The sequence below is a fragment of the Streptomyces sp. NPDC086023 genome (assembly GCF_044540325.1).
Classification (GTDB): domain Bacteria; phylum Actinomycetota; class Actinomycetes; order Streptomycetales; family Streptomycetaceae; genus Streptomyces.
The window spans coordinates 177302-194153 of the sequence record NZ_JBITRX010000004.1; the positions used below are offsets into that span (position 1 = coordinate 177302).

The following is a 16852-nucleotide window of genomic DNA, read 5'->3' on the forward strand; positions in this document are numbered from 1 at the left end:
GCAGCGACGTCGTCCACAGAGGTTGACACCCTACGGGCCGCCGTCTCACCATTGAAGAGGATGAACCGAACGATCGGTCGGTCGGGACCCGGACAGGGGGCCAGCATGGTGGCAGTGACGCAGGACGCGGCGGCGGGACAGGTGCCCGACCCGGCGCTGGTCGCCGCGTTCGAGGCGGCCGTGGCGGCCGACGAGCGCGTCGAGCCCCGCGACTGGATGCCGGACGAGTACCGCGCCTCGCTGGTCCGCCAGATGGCACAGCACGCGCACTCGGAGATCATCGGCATGCAGCCGGAGGCGAACTGGATCACCCGCGCGCCCTCGCTGCGCCGCAAGGCGATCCTGATGGCCAAGGTGCAGGACGAGGCGGGCCACGGGCTGTACCTCTACAGCGCGGCGGAGACCCTCGGCACCAGCCGCGACGAGCTGCTCGACAAGCTCCACGCCGGCAGGCAGAAGTACTCCTCGATCTTCAACTACCCCACCCTCACCTGGGCCGACGTCGGCGCGATCGGCTGGCTGGTGGACGGGGCCGCGATCACGAACCAGGTCCCGATCTGCCGCTGCTCGTACGGCCCGTACGCCCGCGCGATGGTCCGGATCTGCAAGGAGGAGTCCTTCCACCAGCGGCAGGGCTTCGAGCTGCTGCTCGCGCTGTCGAAGGGCACCCCGGAACAGCACGCGATGGCCCAGGACGCGGTGGACCGCTGGTGGTGGCCCTCGCTGATGATGTTCGGCCCCCCGGACGACGAGTCGGTGCACAGCGCGCAGGCGATGGCCTGGAAGATCAAGCGCCACTCGAACGACGAGCTGCGCCAGCGCTTCGTCGACATCGCCGTCCCGCAGGCCGAGGCGCTGGGGCTGACGCTCCCGGACCCGGACCTGAAGTGGAACGAGGAGCGCGGGCACCACGACTTCGGCGCCATCGACTGGTCCGAGTTCTGGAACGTCCTCAAGGGCAACGGCCCGTGCAACGAACAGCGCATCACCCAGCGCCGCACGGCGCACGAGGAAGGCGCCTGGGTGCGCGAGGCCGCCGCGGCCTACGCCGCCAAGCACACGCACGACACCGGCACGTACACGCACGACCAGCAGCAGGAGGCACGGGCATGACGCAGAACTGGCCGCTGTGGGAGGTGTTCGTGCGCTCGCGCCGCGGGCTCTCGCACACCCACGCCGGGAGCCTGCACGCCCCGGACGCCGAGATGGCGCTGCGGAACGCCCGCGACCTGTACACGCGGCGGAACGAGGGCGTCTCCATCTGGGTGGTGCCGTCCGCGGCCGTCACCGCGTCCTCGCCGGACGAGCGGGACCCGTTCTTCGCGCCGTCCGCCGACAAGCCGTACCGCCACCCGACGTTCTACGAGGTCCCGGACGGGGTGAAGAACCTGTGACCGGCACGCCCGGGACCGGCACCGCCGTCCCCACGACCGCCGCCCTCGCCCTCGGCGACGACGCCCTCGTCCTGGCCCAGCGGCTGGGCGAGTGGGCCGGCCACGCCCCGGTCCTGGAGGAGGAGGTGGCGCTGGCGAACATCGCGCTCGACCTGCTCGGCCAGGCCCGCGTGCTGCTCTCCATGGCCGGTGACGAGGACGAGCTGGCGTACCTGCGCGAGGAGCGGGAGTTCACCAACCTCCAGCTCGTCGAGCAGCCCAACGGCGACTTCGCCCACACCATCGCCCGCCAGCTGTACTTCTCCACGTACCAGCACCTGCTGTACGCGGCGCTGGCGGCCGGGGACGGCGGGTTCGCCCCGCTCGCGGCCAAGGCCGTGAAGGAGACCGAGTACCACCGCGACCACGCCACGCAGTGGACGCTGCGGCTGGGCGACGGCACCGACGAGAGCCGCGCCCGGATCCGGCGGGCCCTGGACGCCCTGTGGCGGTTCACGGGCGAGATGTTCCAGCCGGTCGAGGGCCTCGACGTGGACTGGGCGGCCCTGGAGGCCGCCTGGCTCGCCGCGGTCGGCGCGGTGCTGGAGCGGGCCACGCTCACGCTGCCCGAGGGGCCGCGCACGGGCGCGTGGACGGCCGGCGCGGGCCGCCAGGGCCTGCACACCGAGTCGTTCGGCCGGATGCTCGCCGAGATGCAGCACCTGCACCGCAGCCACCCGGGGGCGACGTGGTGACCACGCCCACCCGCCTGGAGGAGGAGCTGGCCGCGCTGGCCGGCTCCGTCCCCGACCCCGAGCTGCCCGTCCTCACGCTCGCCGAGCTGGGCGTGCTGCGCGGCGTGCGGGTGCTGGAGAGCGGCGCGGCGGAGGTCGACCTGACCCCCACGTACACCGGCTGCCCGGCCGTCGAGGCCATGTCGGCCGACATCGAGCGGGTGCTGCGGGACCACGGCATCCCCGAGGTCTCGGTGCGCACGGTGCTGGCACCGGCCTGGTCCACGGACGACATCAGCGCCGAAGGGCGCCGCAAGCTCGCCGAGTTCGGCATCGCCCCGCCGCGGCCGCACGCGGCCGAGGGGCCGGTCCCGCTGACCCTGTCGGTGCGCTGTCCGCACTGCGGGTCCACGGACACCGAGCTGCTGAGCCGCTTCTCGTCCACCGCGTGCAAGGCACTGCGGCGCTGCGTCTCGTGCCGCGAACCGTTCGACCACTTCAAGGAGCTGTAGATGGCCGCATCCCGCCACGGCGCGTTCCACCCGCTGAAGGTGGCGGCGGTCGAGCGGCTCACCGACGACTCGGTGGCGCTGACCCTGGAGGTGCCGGAGGAGCTGCGCGAGCAGTACCGGCACGCGCCCGGCCAGCACCTGACGATGCGCCGGACCGCGCAGGACGGCACCGAGGTGCGCAGGACGTACTCGATCTGCTCGCCCGCGCCCCGGGGCGAGGGCCCGGCGCGGCTGACGGTCGGCGTGCGCCTGGTGGAGGGCGGCGAGTTCTCCACGTACGCGCACAAGGAGATCGCCGCGGGCGACGTGCTGGACGTGATGACCCCGGCCGGCCGCTTCGTCCTGGAGCCGGCCGCCGGGCACTACGCCGCGGTGGTCGGCGGCAGCGGGATCACCCCGGTGCTGTCGATCGCGGCCACGCTCCTGGCGGAGCGGGCGGACGCCCGGTTCTGCCTGGTGCGCAGCGACCGCACGGCGGCGTCGACGATGTTCCTGGACGAGGTGGCGGACCTCAAGGACCGCTACCCCGACCGCTTCCAGCTGGTGACGGTCCTCTCGCGCGAGGAGCACGAGGCGGGCCTGGCCTCCGGGCGCCTCGACCAGGAGCGGCTGACCGGGCTGCTGCCCGCGCTGCTGCCGGTGGACGAGGTGGCGGGCTGGTTCCTGTGCGGACCGTTCGGGCTGGTGCAGGGCGCCGAGCAGGCGCTCCGCGCCCTCGGGGTGGACCGGTCCCGGATCCACGAGGAGATCTTCCACGTCGCGGACGCGGAGGGCCCGAAGCCGCCGGTGGTCCGGACGGGCGCGCCGTCGCACAGCCGGGTGACGGCGAAGCTGGACGGCCGGTCGGGCACCTGGCCGGTCCAGGAGGGCGAGACGCTGCTGGACGCGGTGCTGCGCAACCGCGCGGACGCGCCGTACGCCTGCAAGGGCGGCGTGTGCGGCACCTGCCGGGCCTTCGTGGTCAAGGGCGAGGTGCGGATGGACCGCAACTTCGCGCTTGAGGAGGAGGAGACGGAGGCGGGCTTCGTCCTGGCCTGCCAGTCCCATCCGGCCACCGACGAGGTGGAGCTCGACTTCGACCGCTGACGCGGCCCCTCCGGGCAGTTGCCGGTCTGTGCTTTTCCAGGAACGTGTTCTATCTTGACGCACCGTCAGATAGAGCACGTTCCGGTGTGCGCGGGAGGACTGGCAGTGGACTTCACCTTCACCGAGGAGCAGCAGGCCGCCGTCGAGGCGGCCCGGGCCGTCTTCGCCGACGTCGCGCCCGACAGTGTGCCCAGCCCCGCGCTCTCGCCGGGCGCGGTGGCCGACGACTTCGACCGCGTGCTGTGGGCCAGGCTGGCGCAGTCGGACCTGCTCGGCCTGGTGCTGGCACCCGAACACGGCGGGGCCGGCCTCGACGCCATCGCGCTCTGCCTGGTGCTGCGCGAGTCCGCGAAGGTGCTCGCGCGGGTGCCGCTGCTGGAGCACTGCGCGACCGCCATGGTGCTCGGGGAGCACGGCGGTCCCGAGCTGACCGGACTGCTGCCCCGGGCGGGCAGCGGGGAGCTGGTGCTCACCGCGGCCGCCAACGGCCGTACCGGCCACGACCCCGCCGAACTCGCCGTCACCGCCCGCCGCGACGGCACCGACTGGCTGCTGGACGGCACGCAGACCGCGGTGCCCTGGGCGCACGGCGCCGACCTGATCGCCGTCCCCGCGCACTCCGGTGAGGGAGACCCCCTGATCGCGCTGGTCCCCCGGGCCACCGAGGGCCTGTCCCTGGCCGACCAGTTCTCCACCAGCGGCGAGCGCATGGCCGAACTGACCCTGGACGGCGTACGGGTCCCCGCCACCCACCTCATCGAGGCACCCGGCGCCTGGGACCGGCTGCGCCACCTGCTGGCCACCGGCACCTGCGCCCTCGCGCTGGGCCTCGGCGAGGGCGTGCTGGGCATGACCAGCGCCTACACCGGCAAGCGGGAGCAGTTCGGGCACCCCGTGGCGACGTTCCAGGCCGTCGCCGTCCAGACCGCCGACCGCTACATCGACCTGCGCGCCATGGAGGTCACCCTCTGGCAGGCCGCCTGGCGGCTGGACAGCGGCTCGGGTGGCCCGCTGCCCACGGCCGGGGACGTCGCGGTGGCCAAGATCTGGGCCTCGGAGGGCGTACGCCGCGTCGTCCAGACCGCGCAGCACCTGCACGGCGGCTTCGGCGCGGACACCGACTACCCGCTCCACCGCTACCACGCCTGGGCCAAGCAGCTGGAACTCTCTCTGGGCCCGGCGGCGGCCCACGAGGAGGCCCTGGGCGACCTGCTGGCCGCCCACCCCCTCGGCTGAGCCGCCGGGGCCCTCAAGGCATCCGGACGTCAGGCCCCAAGGACGTCAGGACGTCAGAGGACGAACGCGGCGGTGCCGGTGTCCGTGGTCATGGGACGGCCGGCGCCGTCCCAGGCGAGCATGCCGCCGTCCACGTTCACCGCGTCGATCTCGTGCTGGAGCAGGTACTGGGTGACCTGCGCCGAGCGGCCGCCGACACGGCACACCACGTGGACCCGGCGGCCGTCCGCGACGGCCTCGGTCAGCTCGCCGAAGCGCGCGACGAAGCCGCTCATCGGAATGTGCAGCGCGCCCTCCACGTGGCCGGCCGCCCACTCGTCGTCCTCACGGACGTCCAGGACGAAACCGTCGGCGGGCACCTCGGCGGCAGCCACCGAGGGGAGACCGAAATTCATAGCGCCTTCTCTCGTTGCGGGTCTTCCCCGAACCTAACCGACGAGCCCGGCCAGCTCGGACTCGCGCTCCGCGACCTGGGCCAGCAGCTGCTCGGCGATCTCGTCCAGCAGCCGGTCCGGGTCGTCCGGGGCCATCCGCAGCATCGCTCCGATGGCGCTCTCCTCCAGCTCGGCGGCCACGGTCGTGAGCAGCTCCTTGCGCTGCGCCAGCCACTCCAGCCGCGCGTACAGCTCCTCGGTCTCGGTCGGCCGGATGCCCTCGGGCTCCGGGCCGGCCGCCCACTCCTCGGCGAGCTCCCGCAGCAGCGCCGCGTCCCCGCGCCCGTAGGCCGCGTTGACCCGGGCGATGAACGCGTCCCGGCGCGCCCGCTCCGACTCGTCCTGCGCCAGGTCGGGGTGGGCCTGCCTGACCAGCTCGCGGTAGAGCTTGCGGACCTCCTCGGTGGGCCGCACCCGCTCCGGCGGCCGCACCGGCCGCTCCGTGAGCATGGCACCGGCGTCGTCGTCGATCCCGTCCGAGCCCAGCCAGTCGTGGAACAGCTCCTCCACGCCGGGCATCGGCATCACCAGGGCCCGCGCCTCCTGCGCCCGGCGCAGGTCCTCGGGGTCCCCGGTGCGCGCCGCCCGCGCCTCCGCGATCAGCGCGTCGAGCTCGTCGAGCCGCGTGTACATCGGGCCGAGCTTCTGGTGGTGCAGCCGGGAGAAGTTCTCGACCTCCACCCGGAACGTCTCCACCGCGATCTCGAACTCGATCAGCGCCTGCTCGGCGGCGCGCACGGCCCGCTCCAGCCGCGCCTCGGGCCGCTCGTCTTCCGGAATCTCCTGGCTCACCCGCTCAGCCTATGCCCCGCCGGACGCGGCAGGGGCGGCGAGGATCACACCGTCCCGATCCGGAGGCCCTGGTCGCGCGCCCCGGCAACCCACACCCCGGCCCCGGGAACCCGCACCCCCGCTCCGGCCGCCTCACACCCCCTCCTCGGCCGCGATCCGGCCCGACCGCACCGCGGCGACCAGATCGGCGTGGTCCGCCTCGGTCCGGTCGGCGTAGGCCACCGAGAAGGCTCCGATCGCCTCGTCCAGCTCCTCGTTCTTCCCGCAGTACCCGGCGATCACCCGCGGGTCCGCGCTGTGCGCGTGCGCCCGCGCCAGCAGTGCCCCGGTCATCCGCCCGTAGTCGTCGAGCTGCTCGGGCGAGAGCGCGGCCGGGTCGACGCTGCCCTTGCGGTTGCGGAACTGGCGGACCTGGAACGGCCGGCCCTCGACCGTGGTCCAGCCGAGCAGGATGTCGCTCACCACCTGCATCCGCTTCTGCCCGGCCACCACCCGGCGCCCCTCGTGCTCCTCCTGCGGCACCGGGAAGCCGACGGCCCGCAGGTGCGGTATCAGCACCGAGGGCCTGGCCTCCTTGACCTGGAGCACCAGCGGCTCGCCGCGGTGGTCCAGCAGCAGCACCACGTACGACCGCGTGCCCACGCTGCCGGTGCCCACCACCCGGAAGGCCACGTCGTGGATGGCGTACCGGGCCAGGAGCGGCAGGCGGTCCTCCTGGAGCGTGGCCAGGTACTCGCCCAGCGCCGCGGCCACCGCGGCCGCCTCCCCGTCCCCCACCCGCCGCAGCACGGGCAGCGCGTCCACGAACCGGCGCCCGCCGTCGGGCGTCGCCTCGGTGGCCTTCGCCGCGAACCGGGCACTGGTGTTGTTCCTGGCCTTCTCCGAGACCCGCTCCAGCGTGCCCAGCAGGTCCCGGGCGTCGGTGTGCGAGACCAGCTCCTCGTCGGCGATCGCGTTCCACGCGTCCAGCGCCGGGAGCTTCGCCAGCAGCCGCATCGTGCGGCGGTACGCGCCCACCGCGTCCCGCGCCGCCGCCAGGCACACGTCCTCCCCGGCACCCGACACCCGCCCGGCCAGCACCAGGGAGGTGGCGAGCCGCTTCAGGTCCCACTCCCAGGGCCCGAACACTGTCTCGTCGAAGTCGTTGAGGTCGATCACCAGCCGCCCGCGGGCGTCCCCGTACAGGCCGAAGTTGGCCGCGTGCGCGTCGCCGCAGATCTGCGTCCCGATCCCGGTGACCGGCGAGCCCTCCAGGTCGTGGGCCATCAGCCCGGCGGCGCCCCGCAGGAAGGCGAAGGGAGAGGCCGCCATCCGCCCGACCCGTATCGGCGTCAGCTCCGGCACCCGGCCCTGGTTGGACTCCTCCACGGCCCGCACCGCGTCCGGCCGGCCCTCGACCGGCACCCGCCGGGCGTGCGCCGACCGCGGCACCCGCGCCCGCAGCGCCCTCCCCTCGTCCCGAGGAGACCCGTGCGCCTCCCGCGGACCGAACCCGGCCACCACCGGAATCCGCTGCTCCGTCATCGCTGCCCCCCGCTCACACGCCGCGCCCCGCGCCGGCACCAACATCAATAGCGACAGACCGTACAGCCGCCCGAGAACACCCGTCTCCCCCTGTGGACGGCCCGGCCCATGGGGAGAACCCCGTCACCCACAAGAGCACCCCGGAGCACCCCCGCGCGCCCACGAGCGCCTTGGAACACCCCGAGCACCCCGGCCCGACCGGCCCCTCCGCCCCCTAAAGCCCCGCGTCCCGGGCCAGCAGCGCCGCCTGCACCCGGTTCTCGCACTCCAGCTTCGCCAGGATCCGGCTCACGTACGTCTTCACGGTCGCCTCGCTCATGTGCAACCGCCGCCCCGCCTCCGCGTTCGACAGCCCCTCGCCCAGCAGCGCCAGCACCCCGCGCTCCCGCTCGCTCAGCTCCGCGACCCGCCGCCGCGCCTCCCCGACCCGCGCCGCGGCCCGTCCGGACGCCTGACCGGCCGCCAGCTGGTCCACCACGTGCCGGGTGGCACCGGGCGAGAGGTACGCGTCCCCCGCGGCGGCCGCCCGTACCGCGCCGATCAGCTCCGCCGGAGCCGAGTCTTTGAGCAGGAACCCCGCCCCGCCCTCGCCCAGCGCCCGCAGCACGTTGTCCTTCTCCCCGAAGGTCGTGAGGATCAGCGAGCGCGCCGACGGCACCGCCCGCCGCAGCTCGCCCAGCGCCGTCAGCCCGTCCATCACCGGCATCTGGATGTCGAGCAGCACCACGTCCGGCTGGTGGGAGCGCGCCAGCTCCACCGCCTCGCGCCCGTTCGCCGCCTCGGCGACCACCTCGATGGCCGGGTCCGAGGTGAGGATCATCCTGATCCCGGCCCGGATCAGCGGCTCGTCATCGGCGATCACGATCCGGATGGTCACTCCTGACTCCTACCGCTTGGCGTTGTACGACGTCTTCTCGACGAGCCTGCCGTCCCTGAAGCAGAACCGGAACACCGGTTCCTCGGCCAGGCCCCCGGACTCCTCGGAGGACAGCAGGACCAGGCACTCGGTTCCCGCGGGCCGGGGCGGCCCCGAGGACTCCAGGCCGCTGGTCAGCATGCTGTCACCGGAGGGCAGCGCGGACCGCACCTCCCGCTCGGACTGGCCGACCCGCACGGACTCGTACTGGGCACGGTCGATCATGGCCTCGTTCACCGAGCCGATCATCACGAAGGCCAGCCCGCCCAGCGCGAGCAGCAGCAGCACGAGCGCCCCGACCGCGATCCCGCAGCCCAGCACGAACCCGCCCCGGCCGGTCGACCGGCTCATCAGCTCGCGGTCCACCGCACTCCAGTCCACCGGCACCCCGTCGGCCCGGAAGGGGGCCGGCCGTGCCTGCTGCCCGAAGTCGTCGGCCGCGTCCAGCGCCGGGAGCGTCGCGGTACCCGCCTGCTCGGGCCCGTAGGGCAGCACCCCGGCGACCCGGAAGCCGCCGTCCGCCGCGGCCCCCGCGTGCACCATCCCGCCGACCAGCCGGGCCCGCTCGCGCAGCCCGGTCAGCCCCTGCCCGCCGCTGACCACCTCGCCGGCCCCGGGCCCGGGCGCCGGCCCGTTGGCGACCTCGACGACCAGGGAGTCGTCCTCGTACCGCAGCTCGACGGTGATCGGCGCCCCCGGCGCGTGCTTGTACGCGTTGGTCAGCGCCTCCTGCACGATCCGGTACGCCGCGTGGTCGCTGGCCGCGGCCAGCGGCCGGGCCGTACCGGCCGTGCGCAGCCGTACGTCCGTCCCGGCGGCCCGTGCGGCCTCCACCACGCCCGCGATCCCGGCCACCCCGCGCCCGGGCTGGGCCTCGTCGGGACCCGCCGGCGCCTCGACGCCGTCCCGCAGGATCCCGACCACCGACCGGAGTTCGTGCATCGCGGTCACCGAGGCCTGCCGCAGCACCCCCACCGCCTCGCGCTGCCGGTCCGTCAGGGCCGGGTCCACCTCCAGCGCACCGGTGTGCACGGAGATCAGTGCCAGCTGGTGCCCGAGACTGTCGTGCATGTCCTGGGCGATCCGCTGCCGCTCCCGCAGCCGCGCCTGCCCGGCCACCATCTCCCGCTCGCGCAGCAGCTGGGCGTTCCGCTCCTGCATCGCGTGCAGCAGGGTCCGGCGCTGGTTCCAGTACCGGCTCGCGAGACCGGGTACGACGGTCGTCGCCACGTACATCAGCGTGGAGAAGAAGATGAGCGGCAGGGGCCGCAGCTGCGGGCCCTCGGCGGCCAGGCCCACCGCGAGGCTCAGCACGAAGGCGAGGGTGAACGCGCCCAGCGCCCGCCCGACCCCGACGATCCGACGGCCCGCGGTCCAGCCCGCGAGGATCGTGAGCGGGGCCATCCCCACCGCCCAGCCGGCCAGTGCCGACGAGACGACCAGCACACCCGCGGGCAGCCTGCGCCGCAGCAACGAGAGCAACGCCACACCGACGCCCACGGCCGCCGCCTGGGCGTTGGAGCCCTCGACGATGTCCTGGACGCCGGCCGCCATCAGCCCGAACACCCCGGCGAGCACGCACTCGCCGGCGATCCGGCGCCGCGGCCACGGGTCCGGCCCCTTCAGCCAGGTCCAGCCGTCCCTCAGCAGCGAAGTCACATCCACGCTCCGACCCTAGGCACCGGCCGGCACCGGCCGCCGCTCTCTTTCGTCGTTCGCGCCGCCCGACGAAAGTCGTCCGACGCGAAAGCCGTCCGACGCGAAAGCCCTGCCGGCACGGAGCCGCCCCCCTGCGCGGACCCCCGGGACGGAGGCCGTCCCAACACCGCGCCGCGGACACGAAGAAGCCCCCCGGACCGTGAGGTCCGAGGGGCTTCCACTCGGTGGGCGAGGGGGGATTTGAACCCCCACGTCCCGAAGGACACTGGCACCTGAAGCCAGCGCGTCTGCCGTTCCGCCACTCGCCCGAGTAGCTACCTTGGGGCCTTCCCTTTCGGGCCGTTCCCTTGGCGACACCGGAACATTAGCACGTCGGAGGGGGTGGATTCACATCGCTTTCCCCGGACCCCCGATCCGGCCCCCGGGGTCCTCCCCGCCGCAGTCCTCCCCGGGTACGGGACACTGTCCCCGGGGCGCCTCTACGATCCCTTGTGAGTACCAACACTCGCCGGTGGAGCGGAGAAGGGGAACCAGCCGATTTCCCTACGCGTGGATACGATCAGTAAGCAGTACAGGGCGACAACGACGGAGGAGGTGCCCCATGGGAGTCCTGAAGCGGTTTGAGCAGCGGCTCGAAGGTCTGGTGAACGGCACCTTCGCCAAGGTCTTCAAGTCGGAGGTCCAGCCGGTCGAGATCGCGGGCGCGCTGCAGCGCGAGTGCGACAACAACGCGACCATCTGGAACCGCGAGCGGACCGTCGTCCCCAACGACTTCATCGTGGAGCTGAGCGCCGGCGACTACGAGCGCCTGAGCCCGTACTCCGGACAGCTCGGCGACGAGCTCGCGGGCCTGGTCCGCGACTACGCCAAGCAGCAGCGCTACAGCTTCATGGGCCCGATCAAGGTGCACCTGGAGAAGGCCGACGACCTGGACACCGGCCTGTACCGGGTCCGCAGCCGCACGCTCGCCTCCAGCACCTCGCAGGCCCAGCCGGACCGCGGCCAGGCCGGCCCGCCCCAGGGCGGGTACGGCTACCCGCCCGCCGGCGGCGCCCCCGCGGGCCCCCCGCCCATGCCCAGCTCGCCGCCTCCCGGCGCGACGCCGCGGCGCCCGGGACCGCCCGCCGGTCCCGCGCCCGTGACCGGCGGCGGCCAGACCCGCCGCTGGATCGAGATCAACGGCACCCGCCATCAGATCTCCCGCCCGACGCTGGTGCTGGGCCGCAGCACCGAAGCCGACGTGCGGATCGACGACCCCGGCGTATCCCGCCGGCACTGTGAGATCCGGACCGGAACGCCCTCGACGATCCAGGATCTCGGGTCCACCAACGGCATCGTGGTGGACGGGCAGCACACCACCCGCGCTACGCTCCGCGACGGCTCGCGGATCGTCGTGGGCAGCACCACCATCATTTACCGGCAAGCCGAAGGGTGAAGCGGGGGCAATGTCAGAGCTGACCCTGACGGTCATGCGGTTGGGTTTCCTGGCCGTTCTGTGGCTGTTCGTCATCGTGGCCGTCCAGGTCATCCGCAGCGACCTGTTCGGTACGCGGGTCACCCAGCGCGGCTCCCGCCGCGGCGCGGACACGAGGCCGCCGCAGCAGCAGGGCGGCCGCCAGGCGCAGCCCCCGCAGCAGCGCCAGCGCCGTAACGCCCCCACCAAGCTGGTGGTCTCCGAGGGCACCCTGACCGGCACCACGGTCGCGCTCCAGGGACAGACGATCACGCTGGGCCGCGCCCACGACTCGACGATCGTGCTGGACGACGACTACGCGTCGAGCCGGCATGCCAGGATCTACCCCGACCGCGACGGCAACTGGATCGTCGAGGACCTCGGGTCCACCAACGGCACGTATCTCGACCGGGCCCGGCTCACCGTCGCGACACCCATTCCGCTGGGCGCCCCGATCCGCATCGGCAAGACCGTCATCGAGCTGCGGAAGTAGTACGAGAATGAGCGAGCGGAGCGAGCGAGCCGCGGCGGTCCCGACAGCGGACCCGAGCGCGCTCCCGACCGGAGGGTGGGCAGTGTGGCTCGAGACCGGTTGTACCCGGAAGGCTTGTCGACAGGGCAGGTGCGCATGAGTCTGTCCCTGCGGTTCGCCGCCGGATCGCACAAGGGCATGATCCGGGAAGGCAACGAGGACTCCGGTTACGCCGGCCCGCGCCTGCTCGCGGTCGCCGACGGCATGGGCGGCCAGGCCGCCGGCGAGGTCGCCAGCTCCGAGGTGATCTCCTCGCTCGTGCAGCTCGACGACGACGTGCCCGGCTCCGACATCCTCACCGCGCTCGGCACCGCCGTGCAGCGCGCCAACGACCAGCTCCGCGTGATGGTCGAGGAGGACCCGCAGCTGGAGGGCATGGGCACCACGCTCACCGCCCTGCTGTGGACCGGCCAGCGGCTCGGACTCGTGCACGTCGGCGACAGCCGCGCGTACCTGCTGCGCGACGGCGTCCTGACCCAGATCACCCAGGACCACACCTGGGTACAGCGGCTGGTCGACGAGGGCCGGATCACCGAGGAAGAGGCCACCACCCACCCGCAGCGCTCCCTGCTGATGCGCGCGCTGGGCAGTGGCGAGCACGTCGAGCCCGACCTCTCGATCCGCGAGGTCCGCGTCGGCGACCGCTACCTCATCTGCTCCGACGGCCTGTCCGGCGTCGTCTCCCACCAGACGCTGGAGGAGACCCTCGCCGGCTACCACGGCCCCCAGGAGACCGTGCACGAGCTGATCCAGCTCGCGCTGCGCGGCGGCGGCCCCGACAACATCACCTGCATCGTCGCGGACGTCCTGGACAACGACAACGGCGACACCCTGGCCGGCCAGCTCAACGAGAACCCGGTCGTCGTCGGCGCGGTCGCCGAGACGCAGCACCAGCTCTTCGACGGCGGCGCGATGCAGACGCCGGCCGGCCGTGCCGCGGGGCTCGGCCGCCAGGCTCCCCCGCCGCCGGGCAGCTTCGGCCCGCCCGGGTCGGGCCCGGCGCCGTCCTACGGGGCGGCTCCGGAGGCGTACGGCTCGTACGGCGAGTTCGGCGACCCCGACGACTACGTGGACGAGTTCAAGCCCCGCACCGGGCGGAAGTGGCTCAAGAGGTCCTTCTTCCTGCTGCTCGCGCTGGGCGTGATCGGCGGCGGCCTCTACGGCGGCTGGCGCTGGACGCAGACCCAGTACTACGTGGGGGTCAAGGACGACCACGTGGCGCTGTACCGCGGGATCAGCCAGGACCTGGCCTGGATCAAGCTCTCGAAGGTCGACAAGGACCACCCCGAGATCGAACTCAAGTACCTGCCCGAGTTCCAGCGCAAGCAGGTCCAGGCCACGATCAGCGAGGGCGGCCGCGACAGCGCCGCCGAGAAGATCGAGAAGCTGGCCGTCCAGGCCTCCGCGTGCAAGAAGGCGGAGGAGCGGGCCAAGGCCGAGGCCTCCGCCAAGCCGAAGACCGGCGACACCGGCACGCAGGCCCAGAAGCAGCCGACGCCGTCACCGGGTCCCAGCCTCAGCGAGGAAGAGCAGAAGCTGGTCGGCCAGTGCGGCAAGCAGTAGCAGCAAGCGGGCGCAGGGGGCCTGCCACACCATGAGCGTTGTCACCAACACGACCACCATCGGGGCCATCGAGCTGCCGAGCCGGCGCAACACCGAGCTCGTGCTGCTCGGCTTCGCCGTGGTCATCCCGATCTTCGCCTACGCCAACGTGGGCCTGGCCATCGACGGCAAGCTGCCCCCGGGCATGTTCGTCTACGGGCTGGCCCTCGCGGTCGTCGCGGGGATCGCGCACCTCGTCGTACGGCGCTTCGCCAAGTACGCCGACCCGCTGCTGCTGCCCCTGGGCATCCTGCTCAACGGTCTCGGCCTGGTCCTGATCTGGCGTCTGGACCAGTCGGAGCGCCTGCAGAACCGCGCCAAGGCGCTGTACGGCGTGTTCACGCCGTCCTCGCCGAACCAGATGATCTACACCGCCATGGGCATCGCCCTGTTCGCGGCCGTGCTGCTGGTCCTGAAGGACCACCGCACGCTGCAGCGGTACACGTACATCTCCATGGCCGCGGCGCTGGTGCTGCTCATCCTGCCGATCATCCCGGGCCTCGGCGCGGACGTGTTCGGCGCCAAGATCTGGATCCGGGTCGGCGGGTTCTCCATCCAGCCCGGTGAGTTCGCGAAGATCGTCCTGGCGGTCTTCTTCGCCGGCTACCTGATGGTCAAGCGGGACGCGCTGGCACTCGCCTCGCGCCGCTTCATGGGCCTCTACCTGCCGCGCGGCCGCGACCTCGGACCGATCCTGATGATCTGGGCGATGAGCCTGCTCATCCTGATCTTCGAGAACGACCTCGGCACCTCGCTGCTGTTCTTCGGCATGTTCGTGATCATGCTGTACGTGGCCACCGAGCGAACCAGCTGGATCGTCATCGGCCTGCTGATGTCCGTCGGCGGTGCCGTGGTGGTCGCCGGATTCTCCAGCCACGTCGGGGCCCGCGTCGCGGCCTGGACGGACCCCTTCGGCTGCTGGGAGCGCAACGGCGCCGACGCGGGCGCCTGTGAGCAGATCGCCCAGTCGATCATGAGCTACGGCTCGGGCGGGGTCCTCGGCGCCGGCTGGGGCCAGGGCAACTCCGACCTCATCGGCTTCGCCGCCAACTCCGACTTCATCTTCTCCACCGTCGGCGAGGAGCTCGGCCTCTCCGGGGTCATGGCCATCCTGCTGCTCTACGGCCTGGTCATCGAGCGCGGTGCGCGCACCGCCCTGGCGGCCCGCGACCCCTTCGGCAAGCTGTTCGCGATCGGCCTCTCCGGCGCCTTCGCCCTCCAGGTGTTCGTCGTCGCCGGCGGTGTGATGGGGCTGATCCCCCTCACCGGCATGACGATGCCCTTCCTCGCGTCCGGCGGTTCCTCCGTCCTCGCGAACTGGGCCCTCATCGGCATCCTGATCCGGATCAGCGACACCGCGCGCCGTCCGGCCCCGGCTCCGGCCGCCTCCCCCGACTCCGAGCTGACCCAGGTGGTGCGGCCCTCGTGAACAAGCCCCTGCGCCGCATCGCGATCTTCTGCGGTCTGCTGGTCCTCGCCCTGCTGCTGCGCGCCAACTGGCTGCAGTACGTCAAGGCCGAGGAACTGGCGACCCGCAAGGAGAACCGCCGGGTCCAGATCGCCCAGTACGCCTCGGAGCGCGGCAACATCATCGTCGGCGACAAGGCGATCACCGGCTCCGCGGTCACCGACGGCAGCGACTACAAGTACAAGCGCACCTACATCGACGGGCCCATGTGGGCGCCCGTCACCGGCTTCGCCTCCCAGGCCTTCGGCTCGACGCAGCTGGAGGCCCTGGAGGACGGCATCCTCACGGGCAACGACGACCGGCTCTTCTTCGACCGTACGATCGGCATGTTCACCGGGGAGAAGAAGCAGGGCGGCAACGTCGTCACCACCCTCAACCGCGCCGCCCAGGTGGCCGCGTACAAGGGCCTGGGCGACAACAAGGGCGCGGTCGCGGCCATCGACCCGCGGACCGGCGCGATCCTGGCGCTGGTCAGCACCCCCTCGTACGACCCCTCCAGCTTCGCGGGCAACTCGAAGAAGGACGAGAAGGCCTGGGTCGCGCTGAAGGACAGCCCGGACAAGGCGCTGGTCAACCGCGCGCTGCGGGAGACCTACCCGCCCGGCTCGACCTTCAAGGTGGTGACCGCCGCGGCGGCCCTGGAGCACGGTGTCGTCTCCGACATCAACGCCCCGACGGACACCCCCGAGCCGTACATCCTCCCCGGCACCCGCACGCCGATGGTCAACCACGCCTCCGGCTGCGAGAAGGCCAGCCTGAACGACGCGCTGAAGGTCTCCTGCAACTCCGTCTTCGCGAACATGGGCGACAAGGTCACCCGCGACAAGATGGTGGAGACGGCGGAGAAGTTCGGCTTCAACAACGGCAAGATCGACACCCCGGTCCGCGCCTACGCGAGCGTCTACGACAAGACGATGAGCCGCGACGGCAACGCGCAGTCCTCGATCGGCCAGTTCAACACCGCCGCGACCCCGCTGCAGATGGCGATGGTGGCCGCCGCCGTGGCCAACGACGGCAAGCTGATGAAGCCGTACATGGTCGACCAGCTGACCGCCCCGGGCCTGGACGTGCTGGAGCAGACCGAGCCGGAGGAGATGAGCCGTCCCCTCTCGGCCGAGAACGCCCAGAAGGTCCAGGAGATGATGGTCAACGTCGTCGAGAACGGCACCGGCCGCAACGCGGCGATCGACGGCGTGACGGTCGGCGGCAAGACGGGTACCGCGCAGCACGGCGAGAAGAACAAGAAGCGCCCCTACGCCTGGTTCATCTCGTACGCCAAGACCGACAAGGGCTCTCCGGTCGCGGTGGCCGTCGTGGTCGAGGACGCCGGTGCCGTCTCCCGCGAGGACATTTCAGGCGGCGGTCTGGCGGCGCCGATCGCCAAGGCGGTCATGCAGGCGGTGCTGAAGAGCCAGGGCTGAGCCCGGCGGGGGCCCCGGATCGGGGCCCCCGGGGCTGAAGTGACGTAAATCACCCACCGGTGCGGCCCGGTGGGTCGGTACCGGTCCTGTATCAGCCTGCGGTCACGGAC

The 16852-nt window shown here is 72.6% G+C and carries 16 protein-coding genes and 1 tRNA gene; 11 read left to right on the forward strand and 6 right to left on the reverse strand.

All coding sequences use genetic code 11. The features are described from left to right. Positions 1 to 105: 105 nt before the first annotated feature. The 6 genes from paaA (at position 106) to ACIF6F_RS10240 (ending at position 4941) form a co-directional block, all read left to right on the forward strand. Positions 106 to 1113 carry a 1,2-phenylacetyl-CoA epoxidase subunit PaaA gene (gene paaA, locus ACIF6F_RS10215; RefSeq protein ID WP_399943922.1) on the forward strand — a complete coding sequence of 336 codons (1008 nt, stop codon included), beginning with the start codon at positions 106 to 108 and terminating at the stop codon, positions 1111 to 1113. Continuing rightward, entirely contained in the window at positions 1110 to 1394 is a 285-nt protein-coding gene (paaB, locus tag ACIF6F_RS10220) for a 1,2-phenylacetyl-CoA epoxidase subunit PaaB (RefSeq protein WP_365045891.1), read from the forward strand. Before paaA ends, paaB begins: the two co-directional genes overlap by 4 nt. Further along, positions 1391 to 2128 carry a 1,2-phenylacetyl-CoA epoxidase subunit PaaC gene (paaC, locus tag ACIF6F_RS10225; protein ID WP_399943925.1) on the forward strand — a complete coding sequence of 246 codons (738 nt, stop codon included), beginning with the start codon at positions 1391 to 1393 and terminating at the stop codon, positions 2126 to 2128. The genes paaB and paaC overlap by 4 nt, the downstream gene beginning before the upstream one ends. Next, complete coding sequence (paaD, locus tag ACIF6F_RS10230; RefSeq protein ID WP_399943928.1) at positions 2125 to 2619, forward strand: 1,2-phenylacetyl-CoA epoxidase subunit PaaD; 495 nt, start codon at positions 2125 to 2127, stop codon at positions 2617 to 2619. The genes paaC and paaD overlap by 4 nt, the downstream gene beginning before the upstream one ends. Further along, complete coding sequence (locus ACIF6F_RS10235) at positions 2620 to 3705, forward strand: 2Fe-2S iron-sulfur cluster-binding protein (protein ID WP_399943931.1); 1086 nt, start codon at positions 2620 to 2622, stop codon at positions 3703 to 3705. Between the two features lie 105 nt (positions 3706 to 3810). Next, the gene (locus tag ACIF6F_RS10240) at positions 3811 to 4941 is read left to right on the forward strand and encodes an acyl-CoA dehydrogenase family protein (RefSeq protein WP_399943934.1); all 1131 of its coding nucleotides are present in this window, start codon (positions 3811 to 3813) and stop codon (positions 4939 to 4941) included. 53 nt (positions 4942 to 4994) lie between these two features. Here the strand turns inward: ACIF6F_RS10240 and ACIF6F_RS10245 are convergent, their stop codons facing one another. From ACIF6F_RS10245 to ACIF6F_RS10270, 6 genes are all read right to left on the reverse strand, one after another. Then, complete coding sequence (locus ACIF6F_RS10245) at positions 4995 to 5336, reverse strand: rhodanese-like domain-containing protein (RefSeq protein ID WP_399943937.1); 342 nt, start codon at positions 5334 to 5336, stop codon at positions 4995 to 4997. 33 nt (positions 5337 to 5369) lie between these two features. Continuing rightward, positions 5370 to 6167 (reverse strand): hypothetical protein, encoded by a 798-nt coding sequence (locus ACIF6F_RS10250; RefSeq protein WP_399943940.1) that lies wholly within the window; start codon positions 6165 to 6167, stop codon positions 5370 to 5372. A 132-nt stretch (positions 6168 to 6299) separates the two neighbouring features. Continuing rightward, positions 6300 to 7691 (reverse strand): DUF2252 domain-containing protein, encoded by a 1392-nt coding sequence (locus tag ACIF6F_RS10255; RefSeq protein ID WP_399943943.1) that lies wholly within the window; start codon positions 7689 to 7691, stop codon positions 6300 to 6302. Positions 7692 to 7905: 214 nt separating this feature from the next. Continuing rightward, complete coding sequence (locus ACIF6F_RS10260; protein ID WP_399943945.1) at positions 7906 to 8568, reverse strand: response regulator; 663 nt, start codon at positions 8566 to 8568, stop codon at positions 7906 to 7908. A 9-nt stretch (positions 8569 to 8577) separates the two neighbouring features. Beyond that, positions 8578 to 10272: a sensor histidine kinase gene (locus ACIF6F_RS10265; RefSeq protein WP_399943948.1), complete on the reverse strand. Its 1695-nt coding sequence runs from the start codon at positions 10270 to 10272 to the stop codon at positions 8578 to 8580. 219 nt (positions 10273 to 10491) lie between these two features. Next, positions 10492 to 10574 (reverse strand) — tRNA-Leu (locus ACIF6F_RS10270). A 293-nt stretch (positions 10575 to 10867) separates the two neighbouring features. Here ACIF6F_RS10270 and ACIF6F_RS10275 point away from each other — a divergent pair. The 5 genes from ACIF6F_RS10275 to ACIF6F_RS10295 all read left to right on the forward strand — a co-directional run bounded on the left by ACIF6F_RS10275 (position 10868) and on the right by ACIF6F_RS10295 (position 16742). After that, the gene (locus ACIF6F_RS10275; RefSeq protein ID WP_399943951.1) at positions 10868 to 11701 is read left to right on the forward strand and encodes an FhaA domain-containing protein; all 834 of its coding nucleotides are present in this window, start codon (positions 10868 to 10870) and stop codon (positions 11699 to 11701) included. A gap of 10 nt (positions 11702 to 11711) precedes the next feature. After that, on the forward strand, positions 11712 to 12212 hold the full coding sequence (locus ACIF6F_RS10280; RefSeq protein WP_399943954.1) for an FHA domain-containing protein: 501 nt from the start codon (positions 11712 to 11714) through the stop codon (positions 12210 to 12212). 135 nt (positions 12213 to 12347) lie between these two features. Beyond that, positions 12348 to 13814 (forward strand): PP2C family protein-serine/threonine phosphatase, encoded by a 1467-nt coding sequence (locus tag ACIF6F_RS10285; RefSeq protein WP_399943957.1) that lies wholly within the window; start codon positions 12348 to 12350, stop codon positions 13812 to 13814. A gap of 31 nt (positions 13815 to 13845) precedes the next feature. Beyond that, positions 13846 to 15282, forward strand: a complete 1437-nt coding sequence (locus ACIF6F_RS10290) for an FtsW/RodA/SpoVE family cell cycle protein (RefSeq protein WP_399943960.1) — start codon at positions 13846 to 13848, stop codon at positions 15280 to 15282. Further along, positions 15279 to 16742 (forward strand): penicillin-binding transpeptidase domain-containing protein, encoded by a 1464-nt coding sequence (locus tag ACIF6F_RS10295; RefSeq protein ID WP_399943962.1) that lies wholly within the window; start codon positions 15279 to 15281, stop codon positions 16740 to 16742. Before ACIF6F_RS10290 ends, ACIF6F_RS10295 begins: the two co-directional genes overlap by 4 nt. The last annotated feature ends 110 nt before the right edge of the window (positions 16743 to 16852 follow it).